The sequence below is a fragment of the Pontibacillus yanchengensis Y32 genome (assembly GCF_000770635.1).
Taxonomy (GTDB): Bacteria; Bacillota; Bacilli; order Bacillales; family BH030062; genus Pontibacillus; species Pontibacillus yanchengensis.
Genome location: NZ_AVBF01000043.1, coordinates 12,347 through 33,053 on the forward strand (window position 1 = coordinate 12,347; position 20,707 = coordinate 33,053).

At 38.3% G+C, this 20,707-nt stretch carries 17 protein-coding genes; 12 read left to right on the top strand and 5 right to left on the bottom strand.

Annotated elements, in window-relative coordinates; translation table 11 throughout:
* The first annotated feature begins 25 nt into the window (after positions 1-25).
* The 5 genes from N782_RS14325 (at position 26) to N782_RS14340 (ending at position 3,625) form a co-directional block, all read left to right on the top strand.
* Positions 26-736 carry a hypothetical protein gene (locus tag N782_RS14325; protein WP_036821512.1) on the top strand — a complete coding sequence of 237 codons (711 nt, stop codon included), beginning with the start codon at positions 26-28 and terminating at the stop codon, positions 734-736.
* A gap of 70 nt (positions 737-806) precedes the next feature.
* Positions 807-1,073, top strand: a complete 267-nt coding sequence (locus N782_RS14330) for an alpha/beta-type small acid-soluble spore protein (RefSeq protein ID WP_036821514.1) — start codon at positions 807-809, stop codon at positions 1,071-1,073.
* 287 nt (positions 1,074-1,360) lie between these two features.
* A complete protein-coding gene (locus tag N782_RS14335; protein WP_084103106.1) occupies positions 1,361-2,665 on the top strand; it encodes an alpha/beta hydrolase family protein in 1,305 nt (434 codons plus the stop codon).
* Positions 2,666-2,821: 156 nt separating this feature from the next.
* A complete protein-coding gene (locus tag N782_RS21595) occupies positions 2,822-2,992 on the top strand; it encodes a hypothetical protein (protein WP_161783118.1) in 171 nt (56 codons plus the stop codon).
* Between the two features lie 30 nt (positions 2,993-3,022).
* A complete protein-coding gene (locus N782_RS14340) occupies positions 3,023-3,625 on the top strand; it encodes a hypothetical protein (protein WP_036821517.1) in 603 nt (200 codons plus the stop codon).
* Positions 3,626-3,966: 341 nt separating this feature from the next.
* Here N782_RS14340 and N782_RS14345 read toward each other — a convergent pair whose 3' ends face one another.
* From N782_RS14345 to N782_RS14355, 3 genes are read right to left on the bottom strand one after another with little or no spacing between them, the layout of a single operon-like run.
* On the bottom strand, positions 3,967-4,662 hold the full coding sequence (locus N782_RS14345) for a PdaC/SigV domain-containing protein (protein WP_036821519.1): 696 nt from the start codon (positions 4,660-4,662) through the stop codon (positions 3,967-3,969).
* A 4-nt stretch (positions 4,663-4,666) separates the two neighbouring features.
* A complete protein-coding gene (locus tag N782_RS14350; protein WP_036821522.1) occupies positions 4,667-6,106 on the bottom strand; it encodes an aldehyde dehydrogenase family protein in 1,440 nt (479 codons plus the stop codon).
* A gap of 13 nt (positions 6,107-6,119) precedes the next feature.
* On the bottom strand, positions 6,120-7,751 hold the full coding sequence (locus N782_RS14355) for an acetolactate synthase large subunit (RefSeq protein WP_036821525.1): 1,632 nt from the start codon (positions 7,749-7,751) through the stop codon (positions 6,120-6,122).
* Positions 7,752-8,522: 771 nt separating this feature from the next.
* On the opposite strand from N782_RS14355, the gene N782_RS14360 reads away from it, so the two are divergent.
* Positions 8,523-8,882 (top strand): nuclear transport factor 2 family protein, encoded by a 360-nt coding sequence (locus N782_RS14360; RefSeq protein ID WP_052111356.1) that lies wholly within the window; start codon positions 8,523-8,525, stop codon positions 8,880-8,882.
* Positions 8,883-8,919: 37 nt separating this feature from the next.
* On the opposite strand, the gene pflA is transcribed toward N782_RS14360, so the two are convergent.
* Entirely contained in the window at positions 8,920-9,642 is a 723-nt protein-coding gene (gene pflA, locus N782_RS14365) for a pyruvate formate-lyase-activating protein (protein WP_036821533.1), read from the bottom strand.
* Positions 9,643-9,675: 33 nt separating this feature from the next.
* Positions 9,676-11,922: a formate C-acetyltransferase gene (gene pflB, locus N782_RS14370; protein WP_036821536.1), complete on the bottom strand. Its 2,247-nt coding sequence runs from the start codon at positions 11,920-11,922 to the stop codon at positions 9,676-9,678.
* An 80-nt stretch (positions 11,923-12,002) separates the two neighbouring features.
* On the opposite strand from pflB, the gene N782_RS14375 reads away from it, so the two are divergent.
* From N782_RS14375 to N782_RS14400, 6 genes are all read left to right on the top strand, one after another.
* Positions 12,003-13,514 (top strand): amidase, encoded by a 1,512-nt coding sequence (locus N782_RS14375; protein WP_237582668.1) that lies wholly within the window; start codon positions 12,003-12,005, stop codon positions 13,512-13,514.
* A 235-nt stretch (positions 13,515-13,749) separates the two neighbouring features.
* The gene (locus tag N782_RS14380; protein ID WP_036821541.1) at positions 13,750-15,222 is read left to right on the top strand and encodes a PTS mannitol transporter subunit IIBC; all 1,473 of its coding nucleotides are present in this window, start codon (positions 13,750-13,752) and stop codon (positions 15,220-15,222) included.
* Between the two features lie 178 nt (positions 15,223-15,400).
* Complete coding sequence (locus N782_RS14385) at positions 15,401-17,578, top strand: BglG family transcription antiterminator (protein WP_161783119.1); 2,178 nt, start codon at positions 15,401-15,403, stop codon at positions 17,576-17,578.
* A 13-nt stretch (positions 17,579-17,591) separates the two neighbouring features.
* Positions 17,592-18,026, top strand: a complete 435-nt coding sequence (locus tag N782_RS14390) for a PTS mannitol transporter subunit IIA (RefSeq protein WP_036821549.1) — start codon at positions 17,592-17,594, stop codon at positions 18,024-18,026.
* Between the two features lies 1 nt (position 18,027).
* Positions 18,028-19,170, top strand: coding sequence for a mannitol-1-phosphate 5-dehydrogenase (locus tag N782_RS14395; RefSeq protein ID WP_036821551.1), 1,143 nt, complete (start codon positions 18,028-18,030; stop codon positions 19,168-19,170).
* A 111-nt stretch (positions 19,171-19,281) separates the two neighbouring features.
* Positions 19,282-20,478, top strand: a complete 1,197-nt coding sequence (locus tag N782_RS14400; protein WP_036821553.1) for a cation:proton antiporter — start codon at positions 19,282-19,284, stop codon at positions 20,476-20,478.
* Positions 20,479-20,707: the final 229 nt, after the last annotated feature.

Sequence of the window (20,707 nt, forward strand, 5' to 3'; positions counted from 1 at the left end):
ATATATTGTGTAAAGGGTACAGTGTGTGTTAGTTAGATTTGAAGGAAAGGTAGATGTTATGGAAGGTATCATCCAACATATCCTGCATCCCACTACTACGATGCTTCACTTGTTAACAGGATCATTAGTTATGTATATTTTAATAGGTCAAGACGATGATGTATTCAAAAAGCGTGTCAAAGTTATGGGTTATGGTGCATTTGTTGCCATCAGTCCCGATATTCCTAAATTGTTAGGTACGTTACTTGGTCATTCTATTTGGGGGATTCCAGTATTAGCATTAATAGTAGCATTTCCTGGCGCGCTCATGTTAAATATATCTTATTCTAAACTCTGGCTTTCCACGGTTATTACGATATTGTTTGCAGCTATTCTTATTGATTTTATGGGAAATGGAGCTCATATCTTTTATCCATTTATTCAAAAAGGTGTTTCTTTTGAAATAATTGATGAAGACATATGGATGGTTGGATTGTTGCTTTTATCTCTTAGCATAGGTTTGCTTTACCATAAGGGAAGACCTCTTTTGATTATTGGCTCGCTCTTTATCGCTGTATTCCTTGGTGTTAAAGCATATTCTAAGTGGTCTCTGGAACAAACACTTTATAATAAATACGAAGACAAGAATGTAGTACAACTTACAACCTATCCTAGTACAGGGGAAGATTTTAGTTGGACATATAAAGTGGAAACAAATAAGGAAACCATCAGCGGTAGAAAAAGTTTATTCAACTAATTATGTATAAAACTACCTAGAATATCCTCCTCCAATAGTGGCATACCAAAAAAGAAAGGAGGGGGAAGTAATGGCAAGGCGAAATCGTAATAAGATACTAGTTCCAGAAGCAAGAGAAGGATTAGACCAACTGAAAGCAAAAGTGATTCGAGCAGGCAATGCAAATGACGTGAAGTTCGAAGTTGCCAAAGAACAAGGTATCCCATTACAAAATGGGGATAATGGAAATCTAACCTCAAAAAACGCCGGCAAAATAGGTGGTAGCCTAGGCGGAAACATGGTGAAAGAGCTTGTGAAAATGGGAGAGGAACAACTTTTAAATAAAAATAAAAAGTAGAACATTCGAAAAGCCCTACTCATATGAAGTAGGGCTTGTTTTGTAGGTTATCCAAAGGCAGCTTTATTAAACAAATGGAAGGTTAAACATAAATCAGAAAGTAGATTAGCTTTCTTTCCTCAAAATGGTTTTTCTTTAAAAAAAACATTTCTTGCACTCTAAAAGTATAGGTTTGTATGATTGTAAAAATTCATTTCATATTTAGTCAATGTAGTCTCTAAAAGTGAAACAATATCTGATTAAACAACGTAATACATATTATATAAGGACGAAAGGGATGAATGGTCATGAAGCAAATGTCACTATTCCTTGTAATGTTACTAATTGTAGTGGGGTGCTCGCAGATGAATGATAATACGAATTCACCAAATGAATCTATTGATATAAGTGGTACTTGGACAGGGTTCATAGAGGTGCCTGGTAGTCCGTTACCAATCGTTTTAGAATTTGTGAAGGAGAATAAGTGGAAGGGGATGATTAGTATTCCATCGCAAAATGTAAGTGACTACCCGTTATCTGGTTTGACTGTTAACGAGCAGAACGTTACATTTTCCATGGAAATTGCTGGCCAGTCCATTTCATTTAAAGGTGAAGTGAGCAATGAGACATTTGAAGGAACCTTTACCCAACAAGGTCAATCCTTTCCGTTTAAGATGACAAAAGGGGAACTTGAAAAAGAGCGAGAAGAAGCGGGAGAAACCATAAGCATAGAAACGGAAAAGGGAACATTAAAAGGGGTACTTCTTACTCCTGAAACGAACAATCCTCATCCCGTAGTTCTTATAATCCCAGGTTCAGGACCGACAGATCGAAATGGGAACTCTAGTCAACTGCCAGGTAACAATAATAGTCTGAAGTTATTGGCAGAAAGGTTGGCGGAGGAAGGCATTGCAAGTCTACGATACGATAAACGAGGTGTAGGGAAGAACCAATCCATAATTTCTAAAGAAGAAGATATTTCCTTTGACTTATTTGTAAATGATGCAACACATTGGATAGAAAAATTAAATAACAGCGATCGATTTACTAATGTAGGTGTGATTGGCCATAGTCAAGGGTCTCTTGTTGGTATGCTCGCAGCTCAACAATCTGAGGTCGACACGTTTGTGTCAATCGCTGGTGCAAGTCGCTCTATCGACGAGGTGATACAAGAACAGCTAGCTGCTTCCCTATCAGAAGAAACATTACAGCGAAGCCAATCTATTTTTGACATATTGAAAAAAGGAAAAACTACACAAGATGTTCCAAAAGAACTTCAATCGGTTTTAAGACCATCTATCCAACCATTTATTTCATCATGGATGAACTATACACCTGTGAGTGAAATTAATAAACTTACTATACCTACCTTAATCATTGGTGGGAGCACTGATTTGCAAGTTCCACCTGAAGCTGCCAAAGCATTGCATGAAGCTAATAACGAATCTGAGGTTATTATTATCGATCAGATGAATCATGTTTTGAAGAAAGCGCCAATGAATCGAGAAGAAAATGTAAAGACATACTCCGAACCAAGGTTACCTCTTGCAGAAGAGTTGGTTGAGGAGATAATGTCCTTCTTCCAGAAACATGACTTTTATACTAAAGAATAAAAGGGAAGGTTCACTATAAAGGTGAACCTTTTCGCATTTGAAAGCAAAAGTGTAAGATGACTTTGATAATTGAAGAGCTTTTCCTGATAAAATCCTTATCATATTGCACGTTCCCTGCTATTCTAGAGATATTGGTTTTTATCAAGGAGTGGGAACATGTTTGATCAAATTAATTTAAATGAGAATGCTTTAGTTGTTGTTTTTACTGTTGTAATAGCGTATTGGTTTATCGTTACTACTTTAGATGTGGTAAAAGGAGATAAGAAAAACAAGAAACTTCCAGCTTTGCTTTTTGCAATTTGGACATTATTCATGATGTTCACATAAATAGAAAAATAGGGAAGGGGGAGAGGGTTTATGGTACAAGACTATTTACAGAGAAGATGGAAAATGTGGGTACTCTGGTATGTGTTAACTATAGGAGGAGTTGCACTGCTTTTATATAGTGTGAGTCAACCACTAGACCATTTTTTGTCGCACGTATTTCCTGACCCTGCTACAGATGACTTAACATTAAGCTATGTATTGGATCACTTGGGGACATTGTTTTGGGTGTTTTCTATGTGGATTCTAGCTATTCTTGTGTTAGGTGCAGTAGAGCGCTTCCCTTCTCTAATAGTAATAGCTGGTCTTTATTTAAATATCCTTATATTTCTATTAGTAAGAAGTAATTTTGAGTTTTACATCTGGATGATTCAAGGTCCTCAACCTGATTATGGTGGTTTAGGAGCAGGGATAGTAGCCTTGAGTACATTTGGTATCGCTTCCCTATGGTTAATTGTGGAATATATACAATTTATGATCCGAGAAAATAAATTGCCAAGAAACGATAATGAAGGACCGAGTTTGTTCAAAATTGGGTTAGTGTTATTCCGTGGAATTGGTTTATGTTATTTTATTATCGTAAGTTTGATTCACTTTTATCCTTTGTTTTTCTATGTATCGGAGTATGGGCTTTAATGGGTTCTTGGGAATCCATTAAGAAAAATAACAAAGCAGGTGTCCATTTGAAGTGCTGGACACCTGTTTTTTTATCTAGCGTCTATAAAATTCAATGCTTGTGTATAAATGAAAAAGTGATGCGGCCACGTCCAGCTCCAGCGCCCAGCGACTAGTATGCTTCCCTCGCCTCCGTACGATAAGTTAACATCGAATCACTTCGTTCTTCGTGTTGCCTTTATCTCAAAATACCTAGAGGAAGTTCGATTAAATTCGCTACGTCACGTAGCAACATCGAACCAACCCACGTCGTGTGGGCCGCAGCATATACGTTGCTAACTGGGCGCCCCGAGCTTTTGTTCTTAATATCGGTTACTCAATAATAGTTTTTCATATCGTTCTGTAAAATAAGGACGGAGTTCTGAGTAAGGGATTGCAACGGTTGATATTTCTTCCTTGGTGGATAGAATCGCATCTGGTCTCGTAAATAAAACAAGCTCGTCTTTTCCTAAGTAATACATTGCATCCTCACTTAGATGTTTCGCATTGATTTGTTTTTTATCAGTCAGTTGCTTAGATGACTCACCTAAAAGAAACGCTTCATACTGAGATGAGCCTTCGAACAAATCGTGTAATGTGAGCTCTTTTTGTCTTTCGATATCAAACGTTCTTGCTTCGTTATGATGCTGTTTATGTGGACCGCTTGAGAGTTCTACATGATGATATAAAATGCTAACAAGTGGAAACGTATTAAATGGGATTTCATAAGTAGATGTGTATTCCAATGATTGATCGCGCATTTTGGCAAGGTAGGAGTACACACTAGCATGTTCCATATAGCCTTCATATAAATCTTGTGCATACTGTTTATATCGCTCATTCATTTCTTTTATAAAAGCTGGCTTCGTTGTACCTTCAAAGTTAGGATAATCTACTGAGATGCTATATAATTTATCAGACTTATGGAATGATTCCTTTTCGGAAGTCACTGCATCATTTGTGGGAACTGTTATGGTGAAAAACGATAGGAAAGAGGCTAATACAATATTTAGAATCATCGAATCACTCCTTACCTTGGAGCTTAACTCCAATAAACTTCATTTCTGTCATATCATCGATTGCATATTTTACTCCTTCTTTACCAAGTCCACTCTGTTTCACGCCACCGTATGGGTGGTTGTCTTGCCGATACGTGGAGATTTCGTTAATCCAAACACCACCCATTTCTAACTGATTGGCTACTCGAAAGGCTCGGTCAATATCCTTAGTAAATACACCAGCCTGTAAGCCGTAAATCGAATCATTACTACGTTTCACTACTTCTTCTTCTGTTTCAAATGGCATTACAGAAACAATCGGAGCAAATACTTCTTGGGCTATAACCTTCATGTTTTTCTTTACATCCGTCAAAATGGTTGGCTCTAAGATAGTGCCACTTCGCTCTCCGCCTGATTGAAGCGTAGCGCCATTCTCCACAGCATCATCAATCCATTCTTTTGCCCGTTTAGCTTCATCTTCATTAATCATTGGGCCTATGTCAGTTTCCTCGCTAGCCGGATCTCCGATGGTTAATTTGTTTGTGCTTTCCTTATACTTTTTCAAAAAATCTTCGTATATGGTTTGATGGACATAAATTCTCTGTGCGGATATACATACTTGACCTGAGAAGGCAAAAGCACCTGTCGTCAATTTCTCAACAGCATCTTCCACATTAGCATCTTCAAATAAAATGTTAGGAGAATTGGACCCAAGTTCTAATGTCACTTTCTTTAATCCTGCAGAAGCACGTATGTTTTTTCCTACAGGAACAGATCCAGTGAACGTAATTTTGTTTACTTTATCGTGTTGAACAAGAGGTTCACCGACTTCTTTTCCTGTACCGATGACAAGGTTTAAAACACCATTAGGTAAACCAGCTTGTTCAAATAATTTGACTAATTTGTATGCAGAAATAGGTGTTTTTTCAGCAGGTTTAAAGACAATAGTATTTCCAGCTGCAATAGCAGGAGCTAGCTTGTGTAGCGATAAGTTCAACGGAAAGTTGAAAGGAGTAATAGCCCCAACAACACCTAATGGTTTTCTCGTAACCATCCCCATTCGATTTTGGCCTCTTGGAGCTGCATCCATAGGGATTAATTCTCCATAAATGTTTTTTGCTAGCTCAGAAGCAAAACGTAATACCTGTATGGCACGGTCCACCTCACCTTTACTATATTTAAGTGGTTTTCCAGCTTCCTGAACTAAAATAGAAGTAAATTCATCTTTTTGTTCAACCAATAAATCTGCAGCATTTCGTAATATTTCCCCGCGTTGGTGTGCTGACATACCTTTCATACTATCATGGTACGTACGGAAAGCACTTTCTACGGCATCGTTTAAATCATCTTGTGTTGCTAATGCCAGCATACCTATTTCCTCATGATTATATGGATTGAGAACAGCTAATGATTCACGATCATCTTCATTGCGTTCTTGACCATTTATGATTGATCCAATTCTCATCTTGTGCTCCTCCTTAACAGCTTATATTTCCTAATTTTTCGGTTAGCTTCATATTTTCTTCATAATCTACTGGGCAATCAATAAGGACAGGTTTGTTGAGTTCTATTGCCTTTTCAAGGATTGGTTTTAGTTCTTCTCCTTTTTCAACGCGAAATGCTTCAAATCCATAGGAATTTGCTAGTTTCACAAAATCAGGGTTACCAAAATCGATATGAGAAGCACGATTGAAGGCTTTCTTTTGATGCCATTCAATTAATCCATAGCCTTCATCTCTCCAAAGCAAAATAACAATCGGTAGCTGTAATCGCATAGCTGTTTCCATCTCGGCACTTGTCATCTGGAAAGCGCCATCTCCACAAACTGCAACGACTGTTTTATCAGGGTGAACAAGTTTTGCACCAATAGCGCCTGGTACTGCTACGCCCATGGAAGCTAAACCGTTTGATATTAAGCATGTATTTGGCTCATAGCAGTGATACATTCTGGCCATCCACATTTTGTGTGCACCTACATCTGAAATAACAATATCATCTTCTTTTAGAACGGCACGTAAATCGTTTATGATTTTTTGAGGCTTTACTGGTAAGCTAGAGTCCTCTTTGTAAGATTCTAATTCGGATAAGGCTTTTTCCCTTACTGGCATCACCCAGCTGTTATCACGTTGTTTTTGGGGAAGAGCTTCTTGTAAAAGATTTATATTCGAACTTATATCACCTAGTAAGCTTCCTTGCACGGGATAGTGTGCATCTGTTTCTGCTTCTTGACTATCTATGTGCAATATAGGTGTTTTCCCATCAGGATTCCAGTTTTTAGGGGGGTATTCTGCCATGTCAAAGCCTATTGAAATAATTAAGTCAGACTGTTTAAATCCACAAGTGATATAATCATCTCCACCCAGCCCTGCAGTAAGTAGACTTAATTCATTTTCAAAAGAAAGTGCTCCTTTTCCCATAAAGGAATGGACTACAGGTATTTGGTGTTTGTTTGTAAAGGAACGTAAACATTCAGCTGCTTGGTCTCGTGTAATCCCCATACCAGCCAGTATGAGTGGATGTTGAGCTTTTTCTATTAAGGATACGGCTCTTTTTACAGCAGACTCTGATGCTATGGATACATCACATTCGCGAATGGAGAGTAGTGGTGCATCGATTTCCATAGCTGCAATATCTTCAGGTAAATCAATGTGAGTAGCACCAGGCTTTTCTTCAGCAGCCACTTGAAATGCTTTTCTTATTACTTCAGGAACAATGTCCGCTTTCTTGATTTGTGTATTCCACTTCGTTACAGGTTCATATACAGAGACTAGATCATAATATTGGTGTGAAACTTTATGTTGCCTATCTAGACCAGCCTGACCAGTAATGGCCACAATAGGGCATTGATCCATGTTTGCGTTAGCAACCCCAGTTAATAAGTTGGTAGCACCGGGACCAAGCGTAGCCAAACACACTCCAGGCTTACCTGTTAAGCGACCATAATGTCCAGCCATGAACGCAGCGCTGGTTTCATGACGGGTAACAATAAATTGAATACTCGAATCAAGTAAGGCATCCATTAGATCAATATTTTCTTCACCAGGAACGCCGAATATATATTCAACCCCTTCTTGCTCAAGACACTTCACAAACAAATCAGCTACTCGCATAGTAAAAACCCTTCTTTCGTCATTTGGTAGTTTTAGTATTTGTGAAAGTTGATGCATTATAAGCGAAATGGTGAAATTAACAAGAATTGGCCGATTCTCATGTTTTTTGGGGCGAGTTTAATGTGTTTAGGAAAAGTTGTTCAATAATCGAGGCATAATCTTGAAGACTTGGATCGAGATATATTAGTAATCGTAAAATAAGTGGAATGTTTCCGTTGCTTTAGATAGAAAAAAGGTGGCCGTGGAACAACTCGCGTCCTGCCGGCGAGCTGGCAAGCCTCCTCAAGCCCAAAATCTGGGCTTTCCGGGGTCTCGCCTACCTCTTTCTCCGGCGGGAGTCTCCTTGTTCCACGGCCACCTTTGCTGTTATTTGGATGAACGGAAACATGGCCAGTCTAGAGTGGGGATGGTAATGTGGCCTATTTCCTTAATGAGAGTAATGGGCATTCGTGACCGACATGAGTACGTTATTTGGTATGTACATTGGAAGATGAACTACTTATAGCCGTAGGTCCGATCGCAACATATTGGCAGGGTTGGGTGGGAGACGACGAGACTCCCGCGGGAGAAAGAGGTAGGCAAGATCCCCTGAGGGTGTTTTCCCCGAAGGTAGCTTGCCAGCTCGCCCGCAGGACGCGAGTTGTTTCCCACCCAACCCTAATGATTTTAAAGTATCGGACCTATCCCAATATATCTCGATTCCAAGTCTTCAACATAATGGGGCAATAATGGAATAAATATAGTACACTGAGGAAAATGGAGGTGGAGATGATGAATAATAGTGTGAAGATTTTACTCCAAACATTGGAAGAGGAATTGTTAAAACCAGAGGTTAGACAGTCGGAAGAACGTTTGAATCAATTGCTTGCAGATGATTTTCAAGAGATTGGGAGCTCTGGTAGATTGTTTGATAAACAAGATGTACTAGATCGTTTACCGTCAGAGAAGCCTCCAAAGATGATTCTTTCCAATTTTAGTGGGCGTGAGCTTGCTAAAGACGTTGCATTAACAACATACAGTGTACATCATCAGGATAAGGAAAAATATACATTACGCAGTTCTATTTGGAAAAAAGATACATCTGGATGGAGGATGACATTTCACCAAGGGACAATCACCAGTAAACCATAATAAAATATCCTGGCGACATTAGTCGCCAGGATAAAGTTTAAATTCCTAATATATGTTCGGCTCGTTTGACTTCCTCTTGGGATGGGGGAGACACATCATATAAAGGATAGTCCAAGTTAAGTTGATGCCATTTGTACACACCCATTTGATGGTAAGGTAAGATTTCAACTTTCTCAACATTTCCTAATTGATCAATGAAGCTTTTCAGTTCGTTTAATTCTTCATCATCGTTGGTGAGCCCGGGAATAAGAACGCGTCGAACCCATACTGGGATATTCTTTTCTGCAAGGAACTTAGCAAAGGTTAAGATATGATCATTTTTCATACCTGTTAAATGTTTGTGTTTTGTTTTGTCCGTATGCTTGATGTCTAATAGAACGAGGTCTGTATAATCAAGTAGTTCTTCAAGCTTTTTTAAAAACACTGTACTTTGATTAAAGCAACCTCCTGAGGAATCAATGGTTGTGTGAAGTCCAATTTGCTTGCATTTTTTGAATAATTCAATTAAGAAGTCAATCTGTAACAGTGGCTCGCCTCCACTTACGGTTACCCCACCATGGTTTTGGATGTAAGGAAGGTAGTCTTGTATATCTTCTACAATAGTATCTACATCTTTCTCGTATCCTCCGTGTTTATCCCAAGTATCTGGGTTATGGCAAAATTGGCATCGCAACAGACAGCCTTGTAAAAACAAAACATAACGCAGTCCAGGACCATCTACTGTACCACATGTTTCAATAGAGTGTATTCTTCCTTTCATGAGCTCTACCTCCCTTACTTATGTCTTTACACCTTACAATTTTTCATGAAATGTGCGATGTATAACATCTAGTTGCTGTTCTTTTGTTAATTTGACGAAGTTTACTGCATATCCTGATACGCGAATCGTTAGTTGTGGATATAGTTCAGGATGTTCCATAGCGTGTAGTAATGTTTCTTTTTCAAATACGTTAATATTCAAATGGTGACCTTCTTTAGCCGCATAGCCATCTAGGATGTAAACAAGGTTGTCAATTCTATTCGAAAGTGTTTTACCAAGCGCTTTTGGAATAAAGCTAAACGTATTTGATATACCATCTAAAGCATACTCGTATGGAAGTTTTGCCACACTATTTAGTGATGCTAGCGCACCAGATGTATCTCTACCGTGTAGTGGATTTGCTCCCGGAGCAAAAGGTTCACCAGCTCTCCGACCATCAGGAGTATTACCTGTTTTCTTACCATATACTACATTAGAAGTAATCGTTAAAATGGATAGAGTCGGAATCGCATTTCGGTATGTTGGATGTTTTTTAAACTTATTCATAAAACGTTTTACAATATCTACTGCGAGATCATCGACTAGTGGGTCATTGTTTCCATACTTAGGGAATTCCCCTTCAATACGGTAGTCAACAGCCAATCCTTCTTCATTTCGAAGAACGTGAACCTTGGCATGTTTAATTGCACTTAAACTATCTGCTACAACACTTAACCCTGCTATGCCACCAGCCATGGTACGCATTACTTCTGCGTCATGAAGAGCCATCTCAATACGTTCGTAAGAATACTTATCGTGCATATAATGAATAGCGTTTAGGGTGTTCATATAAAGTTTTGCAAGCCATTCTAAAACTAAGTCATATCGTTCCATTACTTCATCGAAAGCTAAGATGTCTGACGTAATCGGACGGAGAGGAGGTGTCATTTGCATATTCAGTTTTTCATCTATTCCGCCATTGATTGCATATAATAGTGCTTTGGCTAAATTTACACGGGCACCGAAGAACTGCATCTGTTTGCCAATTTTCATTGCACTTACACAACAAGCAATACCGTAGTCATCCCCGTACTGTTCACGCATAAGGTCATCATTCTCATATTGTATAGAACTACTTTCAATGGAGACTTTTGCGCAATACTTTTTAAAGTTTTCTGGAAGTTTTGTTGACCACAATACAGTTAAATTAGGCTCAGGTGCTGGTCCTAAATTAGTTAATGTATGCAAGAATCGGAACGAACTTTTAGTTACAAGAGGTTCACCATTTAAACTTATGCCACCTATGGATTCTGTCACCCATGTTGGGTCCCCACTAAACAACTCATTGTATTCCGGTGTACGTGCGAATTTCACAAGACGTAATTTCATAATAAAATGATCGATTAGTTCCTGAGCGTCTTGCTCCGTCAAAGTGCCCTCGCTTAAGTCACGTTCGATGTATATATCTAAGAAGGTAGACACGCGTCCTAAACTCATTGCTGCGCCATTTTGTTCTTTGATGGCAGCAAGATAGGCAAAATACAGCCACTGGATAGCTTCTTGAGCGTTTTGCGCAGGTTTTGAGATATCAAATCCATAAGAAGAAGCCATCTCTTTAAGTTCTTGTAATGCTCGAATTTGTTCAGCATGTTCTTCGCGGCTTCGAAGGATTTCTTCGGTCATCACACCGTCATGTTCTAGTTGTATATAATCCTCTTGTTTGCTTTCTAGTAAAAAATCAACCCCATAAAGAGCGACTCTTCGATAATCACCAATAATTCGTCCACGACCATAGGCATCAGGTAGTCCGGTAATAATACCAGCCTTACGTGCTTTTTTCATATCTTCCGTGTACACATCAAATACGCCTTGGTTATGTGTTTTGCGATATTCTGTGAAAATTCTTTCTGTATTTTTATCTAAGGAGTATCCATATGATTCACAAGCCATTTTAGCCATTCGAATGCCACCATAGGGTTGCATCGAACGTTTGAAAGGTACATCTGTTTGTAGACCTACAATTTTTTCTAGAGATTGATTAAGGTATCCCGGGCCGTGAGAAGTAATGGAGGAAGGGGTGCTGGTATCCATGTCCCAAATTCCACCACGCTCGATTTCTTCTTTGGTTAATTTCATTACCTGCTTCCATAATTCCACCGTCTTTGAAGTAGGAGACTGTAGAAAATAATCATCACCATTGTAAAGTGTGTAATTGTGGATAATAAAATCTCGAACATCGACTTCTGATTGCCATTTCCCCTTACGAAAAAGCCTCCATGGAGTTAGAGCTGTCGTAATCATAGAAATGCCTCCTTAAATTGGTTTATGTTTCTACTATCATTATATAAGAAGAATAGTTATGTGAAGGTATTCACATATGAATGATTTATGAACTTTTTTGGACGTTCCTGACAATCATGTATAATGTGAAGAAAAATGTTTCGATTATAGGTGGGATGTACATGAATATAGAGAATCTAATAAAATATCAAGACGCGCTTGGCCAAAAATCTTTAGTAGACCAGGGTCACATATCTTCTCTTGCATTAACCGATTATTACATACAAAAAATCAAGCAATATAACCCTATGCTGAATGCTGTGGTTCACACGATGTTTGACGAAGCTATAGCTACTGCAGAGAATGGGGATCAATTAACTGGTGCTTTATCTGGTTTACCTTTTTTAATAAAAGACTTAAACCAAGTGAAAGGTCACCCAGCATCTTCTGGTTCTAAACTTATGGAAGGATACATTGCAAAGGAAGATGACATATATGTAGAGCGGTATAAAAATGCTGGACTTGTTCTTCTCGGAAAGACAAACACACCTGAATTCGGTTTTCTGCCTACAACAGATCCTCAATACTTAGGGCCAGCACGAAACCCATGGAATTTATCTTTATCTGCAGGTGGATCAAGTGGAGGAGCAGCAGCAGCAGTAGCATCTGGTATGATTCCGTTTGCTCATGGAAGTGACGGAGGTGGCTCCATACGAATACCAGCGTCTTGTTGTGGATTATTTGGGTTAAAACCCTCAAGAGGTCGAGGTCCTTATGGAATTTATATGAATGACTTTGCGGTAAGCCATGCTCTAACAAGATCAGTAAGAGATAGTGCGGCACTATTGGATGTAGTAAAAGGAAAAGGTGCTTATGAGGGGTATCCTTCCTTAAATGAAGATATATCGTTCCTAAATGAGATGTATAAAAAACCGAGAACATTAAAGGTTGCAATTGCACCTGACTGGAATCAACAAGTATCCATTTCAGAAGAAAACCGTGCGGCTATAGAAACCACTGTTACGCTCTTGGAAGAGTTAGGACATGATGTCAGCTATGAGGTACCTACTTTTGATTTTATTCAATTTGCTCGTGATTTTATTACCATATGGATTGCAAGTGGGTCCGTCATCATTAAGCACATGGGGCTTTTGGCAGGAACCATACCTGGTGAAGATAACTTAGAGGCAGTTTCCTATGATGTGTTCAGAAATGGAAACAGTATTACAGCGCTAGAATATGAAGAGGCACGAGTTAGACTACAGATGACGAGCAAAAAAGCACTAGCTTTTCACGATACTTATGATATTCTCGTAACGCCAGTACTGAACGGACTGCCAGCTGAAGTTGGAGCATTTGATCATCAGAAAAATGCGATAGAAGATATGTTTGATACAATGGTCAATTATGTAAGTTTCACTCAACTTGCTAACGTTACTGGTCAACCATCGATGAGTGTACCTTTATATTGGTCGGAAACGAACATACCTATTGGAGTTCAATTCTCTGGAAGAGTGGGAGAAGAGGAGACGCTATTCCAATTAGCTGCTCAGTTAGAAGGTAAGAAACCTTGGATTCATCGTTATGAGGAAATAGATTTGAAAAACATATAAAAGCAGCGAGAAGCACGCACTGAAATACAAGTGTGTGCTTACTATATGTGATTTGATATACCTCACAGCAGGGTGACAACCTGGAGGTGTGTAACTACTGTCATGGAGGCTTTTTTAATTATGTCATAGAGTGTATGCCAAACGTGCATTTAGATTGTATTGAGAAAGGGGGTGTAATCGCTTTACTATGAAGATACAGAAAAAATAAAAAGAGACGACAAAGGAGGAACAAATCATGAGTGAACAACAAACGGGAATTAGAGCAAAAGTTCAAAAGTTTGGTAGTTTCTTGAGTGGAATGATTATGCCAAACATTGGTGCATTTATCGCATGGGGACTTATTACAGCATTTTTTATTGAAACAGGTTGGACGCCAAATGAAGAACTAGCTCAGCTTGTTGGTCCTATGATCACGTATCTATTACCGCTATTAATTGCATTTACAGGTGGTCGCCTAGTACATGGATTACGAGGCGGAGTTGTAGGTGCCACTGCTACGATGGGGGTTATCGTAGGTGCTGATATCCCTATGTTCATGGGAGCTATGTTAATGGGACCACTTGGTGGTGTGACCATTAAGTATATTGATAAGTTCTTTGAAGGAAAAGTTCGATCCGGATTTGAAATGTTAGTGAACAACTTTACAGCAGGTATAGGTGGTGGACTACTAGCTATATTTGGTTATTACATTATTGGGCCTGTTGTTAAGGGTGTTACAAATGTATTAGCATCTGCAGTTGAAGTTCTTGTAAACGCTGGTCTATTACCTCTTGTTAATATCTTTATAGAGCCGGCAAAAGTGTTGTTCTTAAACAACGCAATTAACCATGGAATATTAAGTCCAATCGCTGTTGATCAAGCAGAGAATACAGGTCAATCTATTCTATTTCTATTAGAAACAAACCCAGGTCCAGGACTTGGAGTACTATTAGCATTCATTGTATTTGGCAAGGGCGTATCCAAGCAATCAGCTCCTGGTGCTGCTATTATTCACTTCTTTGGAGGCATTCATGAAATTTATTTCCCTTACATTCTTTCTAAGCCTTCATTAATTCTAGCTGTAATTGCTGGTGGTGTAACAGGAACATCAACATTCGCACTACTTAATGCTGGATTGACGTCTACACCTTCACCGGGTAGTATCATCGCACTCCTTGCCCTAACACCAAAAGGGAACTTCCTCCCTGTCACCCTAGGAGTACTTCTAGCGGCTGTTGCATCCTTTATCGTTGCTTCCATCATTCTAAGATTAAGTAGTCAAGATGAAGGTGATATTAATCAGGCTACAGAAAAAATGGAAGAAATGAAAGGCAAGAAAAGTAGTGTTTCTGACAATATTAAAAGTGAAGAGTCTTCCGAAGAGGTTAAAAACGCTGAGCAAGCACAAGATGCTTCTGTTTCAGGTGAAGTACCTGATGTGGACCAAGAACAAGTGCAGAAAATCATTTTTGCCTGTGATGCTGGTATGGGATCCAGTGCAATGGGGGCATCACTATTAAAGAATAAATTCAAGAAAGCAGATATCAATATTGATGTAACTAATATGGCCATCAATGACTTGCCAAGCGATGTTGATATTGTCATCACCCATAAGGATTTAACAGAGCGTGCCGTTCAAAAGGTTCCAAGTGCCCATCATATTTCTGTAGACAACTTCTTGAATAGTCCTAAGTATGATGAACTAGTTACAGAATTAAAAAATGAGTAGAAAAGAAGAGTCTGGTTTTCTGAATCAGACTCTTTATTTAACTAAGGCAATAAAACAAACTCACATAATATGGTCCTAAGCCCATACGTCGGTAGCCGGTTCTTACGCTTTTGTTCTTGCAATTAAATTTTGTCATAACAAGTAAGACGAAGTTACTTTTTCTTAGCGTTGTATCTTTTTGAGTGTACGTTTTATGATAAAAGTAGGTCCTGACCATACCTGCAGCTTCAAGAAGGGAGGTGGAGCAGGTGTGTATATGACAGGTCGTGAACGGAAAATAGTTGAATTTTTGTTAGAGAGTGAAGAAGTTCTTTCCATTAAGAATATTTCTGATACGTTAGAGGTCAGTACACGTACCGTTCATCGTGACATTAAAGGTGTTGAAGAAGTACTTCAACAATTTGATTTAGAAATCGAAAAGCTTTCCGGGCAAGGTTTAAGAATTGTAGGTACAAATGAAGCGAAACAACAAGTTAAAAAGTCCGTGTATCAACAAAAAATTATTGATTATACACCTGAAGAACGCCAGGTTATCATTTTGTCCAGGTTACTTGAAGCGGGAGATCCTGTAAAGTTAATGGTATTAGCCAACGAACTTGGTGTCACTGTGGCAACAATAAGTAATGATCTAGATAAGATTGAAGAGGATTTAGTTTCATCAGAGCTTCAACTTATACGAAAAAGAGGTTACGGTGTTCAGTTAGAAGGTGAAGAAGCGAAGATTAGAGAAGTCATTAGCTACCTAATAATGCAGCATATGGATGAACTTGATTTCTTATCGTTTCTTCAACAAAATATTGGAGACTCTACAGAGGATTCCTTGAATAAGGTATCTGAACAGCTCTTGGGTCTTGTAAATAAAGAGAAATTAAAAGCTATTAAACTTCATGTGGATGAGGTTCGTAAACAATTAACGTACCATTTGGCTGACAATGCTTATGTAGGTCTTGTCGTTCACTTAGCTCTGGCGTTAGAACGTATTCAAAAAGGTGAAACGATTGGTATGAATCAAGAATACTTGAACACCTTGAAATCATCTAAAGAATTTGACATAGCAAGTCAACTCATTAACAAGCTAGCACAAACATTTGACCTCTCTATTCCAGAAGCAGAGACAGGATATATTACGATGCATCTAATGGGAGCTAAGGCAAGATATAATCAAGGACAGTTATTAGAGCAGTCCAGTTTAAGTATAGCCTTTAAAGCAAAACAACTAATTGCATCTGTTTCCAAAAGAATGGGTGTAAATTTAAATAAGTCAGAGCGATTACTCAATGACCTAGTTGTCCATCTAAAACCGAGCGTATATCGTCTCCAACAAAAAATGGAGATACACAACACACTAACGGGACAAATTGAAAGAGACTATCCAGAGTTGTTTTATACAGTAGAAGATTCTCTTCACCAAGTATTCCCTCAATTTCAATTTCCTAAAGAGGAGACAGCGTTTGTGGTAATGCATTTTGCTTCTGCTTTACTAAATGTGGAGAATACAAGAGGTTTAAAGGTGCTCGTTGTTTGTGCAAGTGGCATAGGTACAGCTAAGATTTTAGCAGCTAAGCTAACTAAACAATTTAAAGAAATTGAAGAAGTAAAGCATCAATCCCTATTTGATTTGGACCAAAGTGTAACGGATGAATATGACCTAATTATTTCGACAGTGGGACTTGTTGAATTTGAAGACTATGTGCAAGTTAGTCCAATTTTACCAAAGCAAGACATCCATAAGATAGAACATGCAATAAGGCGAGTGCAGCTTACCGGTCAATTGGCAAGAGATGATGGATCAATCCCAGTTGAAAATGAGGTAGAAGACGAAACATTACATGCTATACGCATGTCCGTTGAATCGGTTCAACGTTATGCCAATACAATTAGTCAACTTTTAAATGGATTAATGGTACAAACAATTACAGCCACAAATCCAGAGGATGCTTTAAGCCAGGTCACAGACCAATTGCAAAAGGCTGGCATCATTAAAGACAAATCACCGGTAGTTCAACACTTGCTTGATAGGGAAGATATAGGAGGGCTGGGGATACCAGACACACATCTTGCTCTATACCATGCAAGAAGCGATGCTATTGATCAAGCTTCCTTTTCTATTCATATGGTAGAAACACCACTAACCTTAAAAGGGATGGACGATGAAAATATGAGAGTTGATACAATTCTCATGATGCTAGCACCAAAGAATATACATCAAGAGGGTCTAGAAGTGTTAAGTTTTATTAGTTCTTTAATCGTGGAAGACGAGGATAGCACCATAATCCTTGAATCAAAAGATGAAGATAAAATGATTCGGTACGTATCAAATCAGCTTCACAAATTCTTTAAAACGAAACAATCATAGGGAGGATTTTACAATGTCCACAATTTTAAAACCAGAAAATATTGAATTAAACCAAACACTTTCAAGTAAGGAAGAAGCAATCCGTTATGTCGGAGGTATTTTGCATAGCGAGGGATATGTAAGTGAAGATTATATTGATTCCATGCTAGAGCGTGAAGAAGTTACTTCTACGTATATGGGGAACTATGTAGCTATTCCTCACGGGACGGAAAATGCTAAGAAATCTGTGTTAGAGACAGGCCTTTCAGTTGTCACTGTTCCAGAAGGTGTTGATTTTGGAGATGGAAATATTGTGAAATTGCTTATTGGCATTGCCGGTAAAGGTGACGAGCATCTTGAAATTCTTTCTCAAATAGCCTTAGTATGCTCCGAGGAAGAGAACATTCAAAAAATCTTAGACGCGCAAACGAAAGATGAAGTGATTTCCCTTTTCAGCGAGGTGAATTAATATGTTAGCTGTTCATTTTGGTGCCGGTAACATCGGAAGAGGATTTATTGGTGAACTATTGTATGCATCAAATTATGAAACAATCTTTGTAGATGTTAATGAAACATTAATTGATCAATTAAATCAACGTCAATCCTATACGGTTGAATTAGCTGGAAGCGGTGAAAAAATAGATGTACACAATGTAAGTGGTCTGAATAGTATAAGTCAAAAAGATGCGGTTGTAGATGCAATAGTAAATGCTGATATCATCACAACAGCAGTAGGACCGCATATTTTATCTGCCATCTCAGAGATCATCGCTCAAGGATTAGAGAAGCGACTAGAGCAAGGAAAATCTCCTATCAATATCATTGCATGTGAAAATATGATTGGTGGCAGTGAACAACTAAAAGCCCATATTTTAGATCATATCAATTATCAAAAAGATACCTTCGAAAAGAATGTAGGATTTCCTAACGCTGCTGTAGACCGAATCGTTCCAGATCAAAATAATGATGATCCTCTAACGGTTAAGGTTGAACCTTATTATGAATGGGTCGTGGAGACGAGCGATATCAAAGGTGAAAAGCCTCCTGTCCAAGGAATTAAATATGTTGATGATTTAACGCCATTTATTGAACGCAAGCTATTTACGGTTAACACTGGTCATGCAGGAGCAGCATATTTAGGAAGATACTATGGGCATCAAACCATTAAACAAGCAATGGATGACCCGACGATTGTGGGGAAAGTACGAGCAGCTCTTCATGAATCCGGATCTGTTTTAATTGAGAAATATAACTTTTCTAAAGAAGAACATCATGAATATATCGAAAAAATTATTGAACGATTCTTAAACCCTGATTTATCTGATGAAGTTACAAGAGTGGGTCGTGCACCAAAACGTAAATTGGGTTCAAATGATCGTCTCATTCGTCCAGCCCTTGAATATATTGAATGGGTAGGTAAAGATCCAGAAAATCTTTCTGAAATTATTGCAGCCGCTCTTTTATATAAGGACGACAATGATGATGAAGCATCTTCCCTTCATCAATCCGTTAAAGAAAAAGGAGCTATTGAGACCTTAAAAGAAGTAGCAGAATTAGAAGATGACAGTCGTTTAGTAAAGGCAGTGGAAACAAGATTGAACGAAATGAAATAATAGAAAAAAGCGTCCTCTAAAAGGACGCTTTTTTGTATGTTAAATAAGACTGGTAATATAAAATGAAAGAAAAGATTTCATAATTTTTTACATAAGGGAAGGTGAAACGAATTGACGCCTTTACAAATCATTCTTTTACTATTGGTAGGCTATATTGTATTCACAATTGATAAAAAGCAAGAAAATTTTCCGGTACCTGTAGTGCTATTAGTGGCTGGAATTCTTTTATCTTTTATTCCTTTTTTCCAATCCATTAAGGTTAATAAAACTATTATTTATGATCTCTTTTTGCCAGCTCTTTTGTTTGTATCAGCATATCGGTACTCGCCAAATGCCTTAAGAGAACATGGTGGTATTATTGCAACATTAAGTACGATAGGTTTGGTCATGACGGCAATTCTATTTGGATTTATGATACATGTGGTAGGTGGAGTTTTTGTCTCCATTTCACTTATAGGATCTCTAGTGATTGCATCGATTTTAACACCTACTGACCCTGTATCCGTTGTGTCGATATTAAAAAAATCTGCCGATAACCCAAAAGTTGCAGATGTTGTTGAAGGAGAGTCCATGATTAATGACGGAACAAGTATTGTACTATTTACCGTTTTAGCTGGCATGTTTATTAATCAAGAATCCTTCTCCATTATCAGTTTCTTAAGTGAGTTTTTACTTGTGTCTATAGGCGGTGCGATTCTAGGATTATTTTGTGGATGGGCTGTTAGTCAAGCTGTTCATATAACCCATCATAAAGAATACCAGGTAATGCTAAGCATTATTCTAGCTTATGGCATCTTTCATATAGCAGAACATATTGGTGTTTCCGGTGTTTTGGCGACAGTTGCATCAGGCATCATGTTATCCTGGGAATTTGAACATACGAATCAAGAAGATCATTATCGAGAAGCGTTGGATGGTTTCTGGAATGTAGTGGAACCTACCATATTAGCACTTGTTTTCTTATTAATTGGTATAGAGGCTACTAGCTATTTAACCATTGGGGATTGGGAAATTGCCCTGTTACTTTTTGTATCGTCTCTTGTGATTCGATTTGTAATTATTGCAGGGATTATTCAATTCTTCCCTTCTTGGAGAAAGGAAATCGATTGGCGTGAAATAACACTCATTAGCTGGTCGGGAATAAAAGGAACGATGTCAGTTGCATTACTGTTAAGTTTGCAAGCACAGGTATCTTCAAATGATGAAGTGAATCTTTTGATTTCCATATCATTTGCCGTCGTTGTATTATCATTAGTGGTACAAAGTTTAGGTATATATCCTTTGTCTAAAGTATTGCGTAAGAACTAAGTTTTAATAAATCATAAACTCTATTCAGCCAACCTGTTAACTTTATATTGGCTTTGTTAAAGTTTGTTGTTGATATAATAATGAAATGGTTATATTTTCTTCTATATAAGCACCATAATCTGGAAGACTTGGATTCGAGATATTATGTGGATGAGAGATGTTTCCGTTGTTTTAGTAAGCATAAAGGTGGCCGTGGAACAACTCGCGTCCTGCCGGCGAGCTGGCAAGC

Excerpts from the sequence above, each read along its gene's own strand:
- N782_RS14330 (WP_036821514.1), top strand. The coding sequence starts at position 807 with ATGGCAAGGCGAAATCGTAATAAGATACTAGTTCCAGAAGCAAGAGAA.
- N782_RS14335 (WP_084103106.1), top strand. The coding sequence starts at position 1,361 with ATGAAGCAAATGTCACTATTCCTTGTAATGTTACTAATTGTAGTGGGG.
- N782_RS21595 (WP_161783118.1), top strand. The coding sequence starts at position 2,822 with ATGTTTGATCAAATTAATTTAAATGAGAATGCTTTAGTTGTTGTTTTT.
- N782_RS14340 (WP_036821517.1), top strand. The coding sequence starts at position 3,023 with ATGGTACAAGACTATTTACAGAGAAGATGGAAAATGTGGGTACTCTGG.
- N782_RS14345 (WP_036821519.1), bottom strand. The coding sequence starts at position 4,662 with ATGATTCTAAATATTGTATTAGCCTCTTTCCTATCGTTTTTCACCATA.
- N782_RS14350 (WP_036821522.1), bottom strand. The coding sequence starts at position 6,106 with ATGAGAATTGGATCAATCATAAATGGTCAAGAACGCAATGAAGATGAT.
- N782_RS14355 (WP_036821525.1), bottom strand. The coding sequence starts at position 7,751 with ATGCGAGTAGCTGATTTGTTTGTGAAGTGTCTTGAGCAAGAAGGGGTT.
- N782_RS14360 (WP_052111356.1), top strand. The coding sequence starts at position 8,523 with ATGAATAATAGTGTGAAGATTTTACTCCAAACATTGGAAGAGGAATTG.
- pflA (WP_036821533.1), bottom strand. The coding sequence starts at position 9,642 with ATGAAAGGAAGAATACACTCTATTGAAACATGTGGTACAGTAGATGGT.
- pflB (WP_036821536.1), bottom strand. The coding sequence starts at position 11,922 with ATGATTACGACAGCTCTAACTCCATGGAGGCTTTTTCGTAAGGGGAAA.
- N782_RS14375 (WP_237582668.1), top strand. The coding sequence starts at position 12,003 with ATGATTTATGAACTTTTTTGGACGTTCCTGACAATCATGTATAATGTG.
- N782_RS14380 (WP_036821541.1), top strand. The coding sequence starts at position 13,750 with ATGAGTGAACAACAAACGGGAATTAGAGCAAAAGTTCAAAAGTTTGGT.
- N782_RS14390 (WP_036821549.1), top strand. The coding sequence starts at position 17,592 with ATGTCCACAATTTTAAAACCAGAAAATATTGAATTAAACCAAACACTT.
- N782_RS14395 (WP_036821551.1), top strand. The coding sequence starts at position 18,028 with ATGTTAGCTGTTCATTTTGGTGCCGGTAACATCGGAAGAGGATTTATT.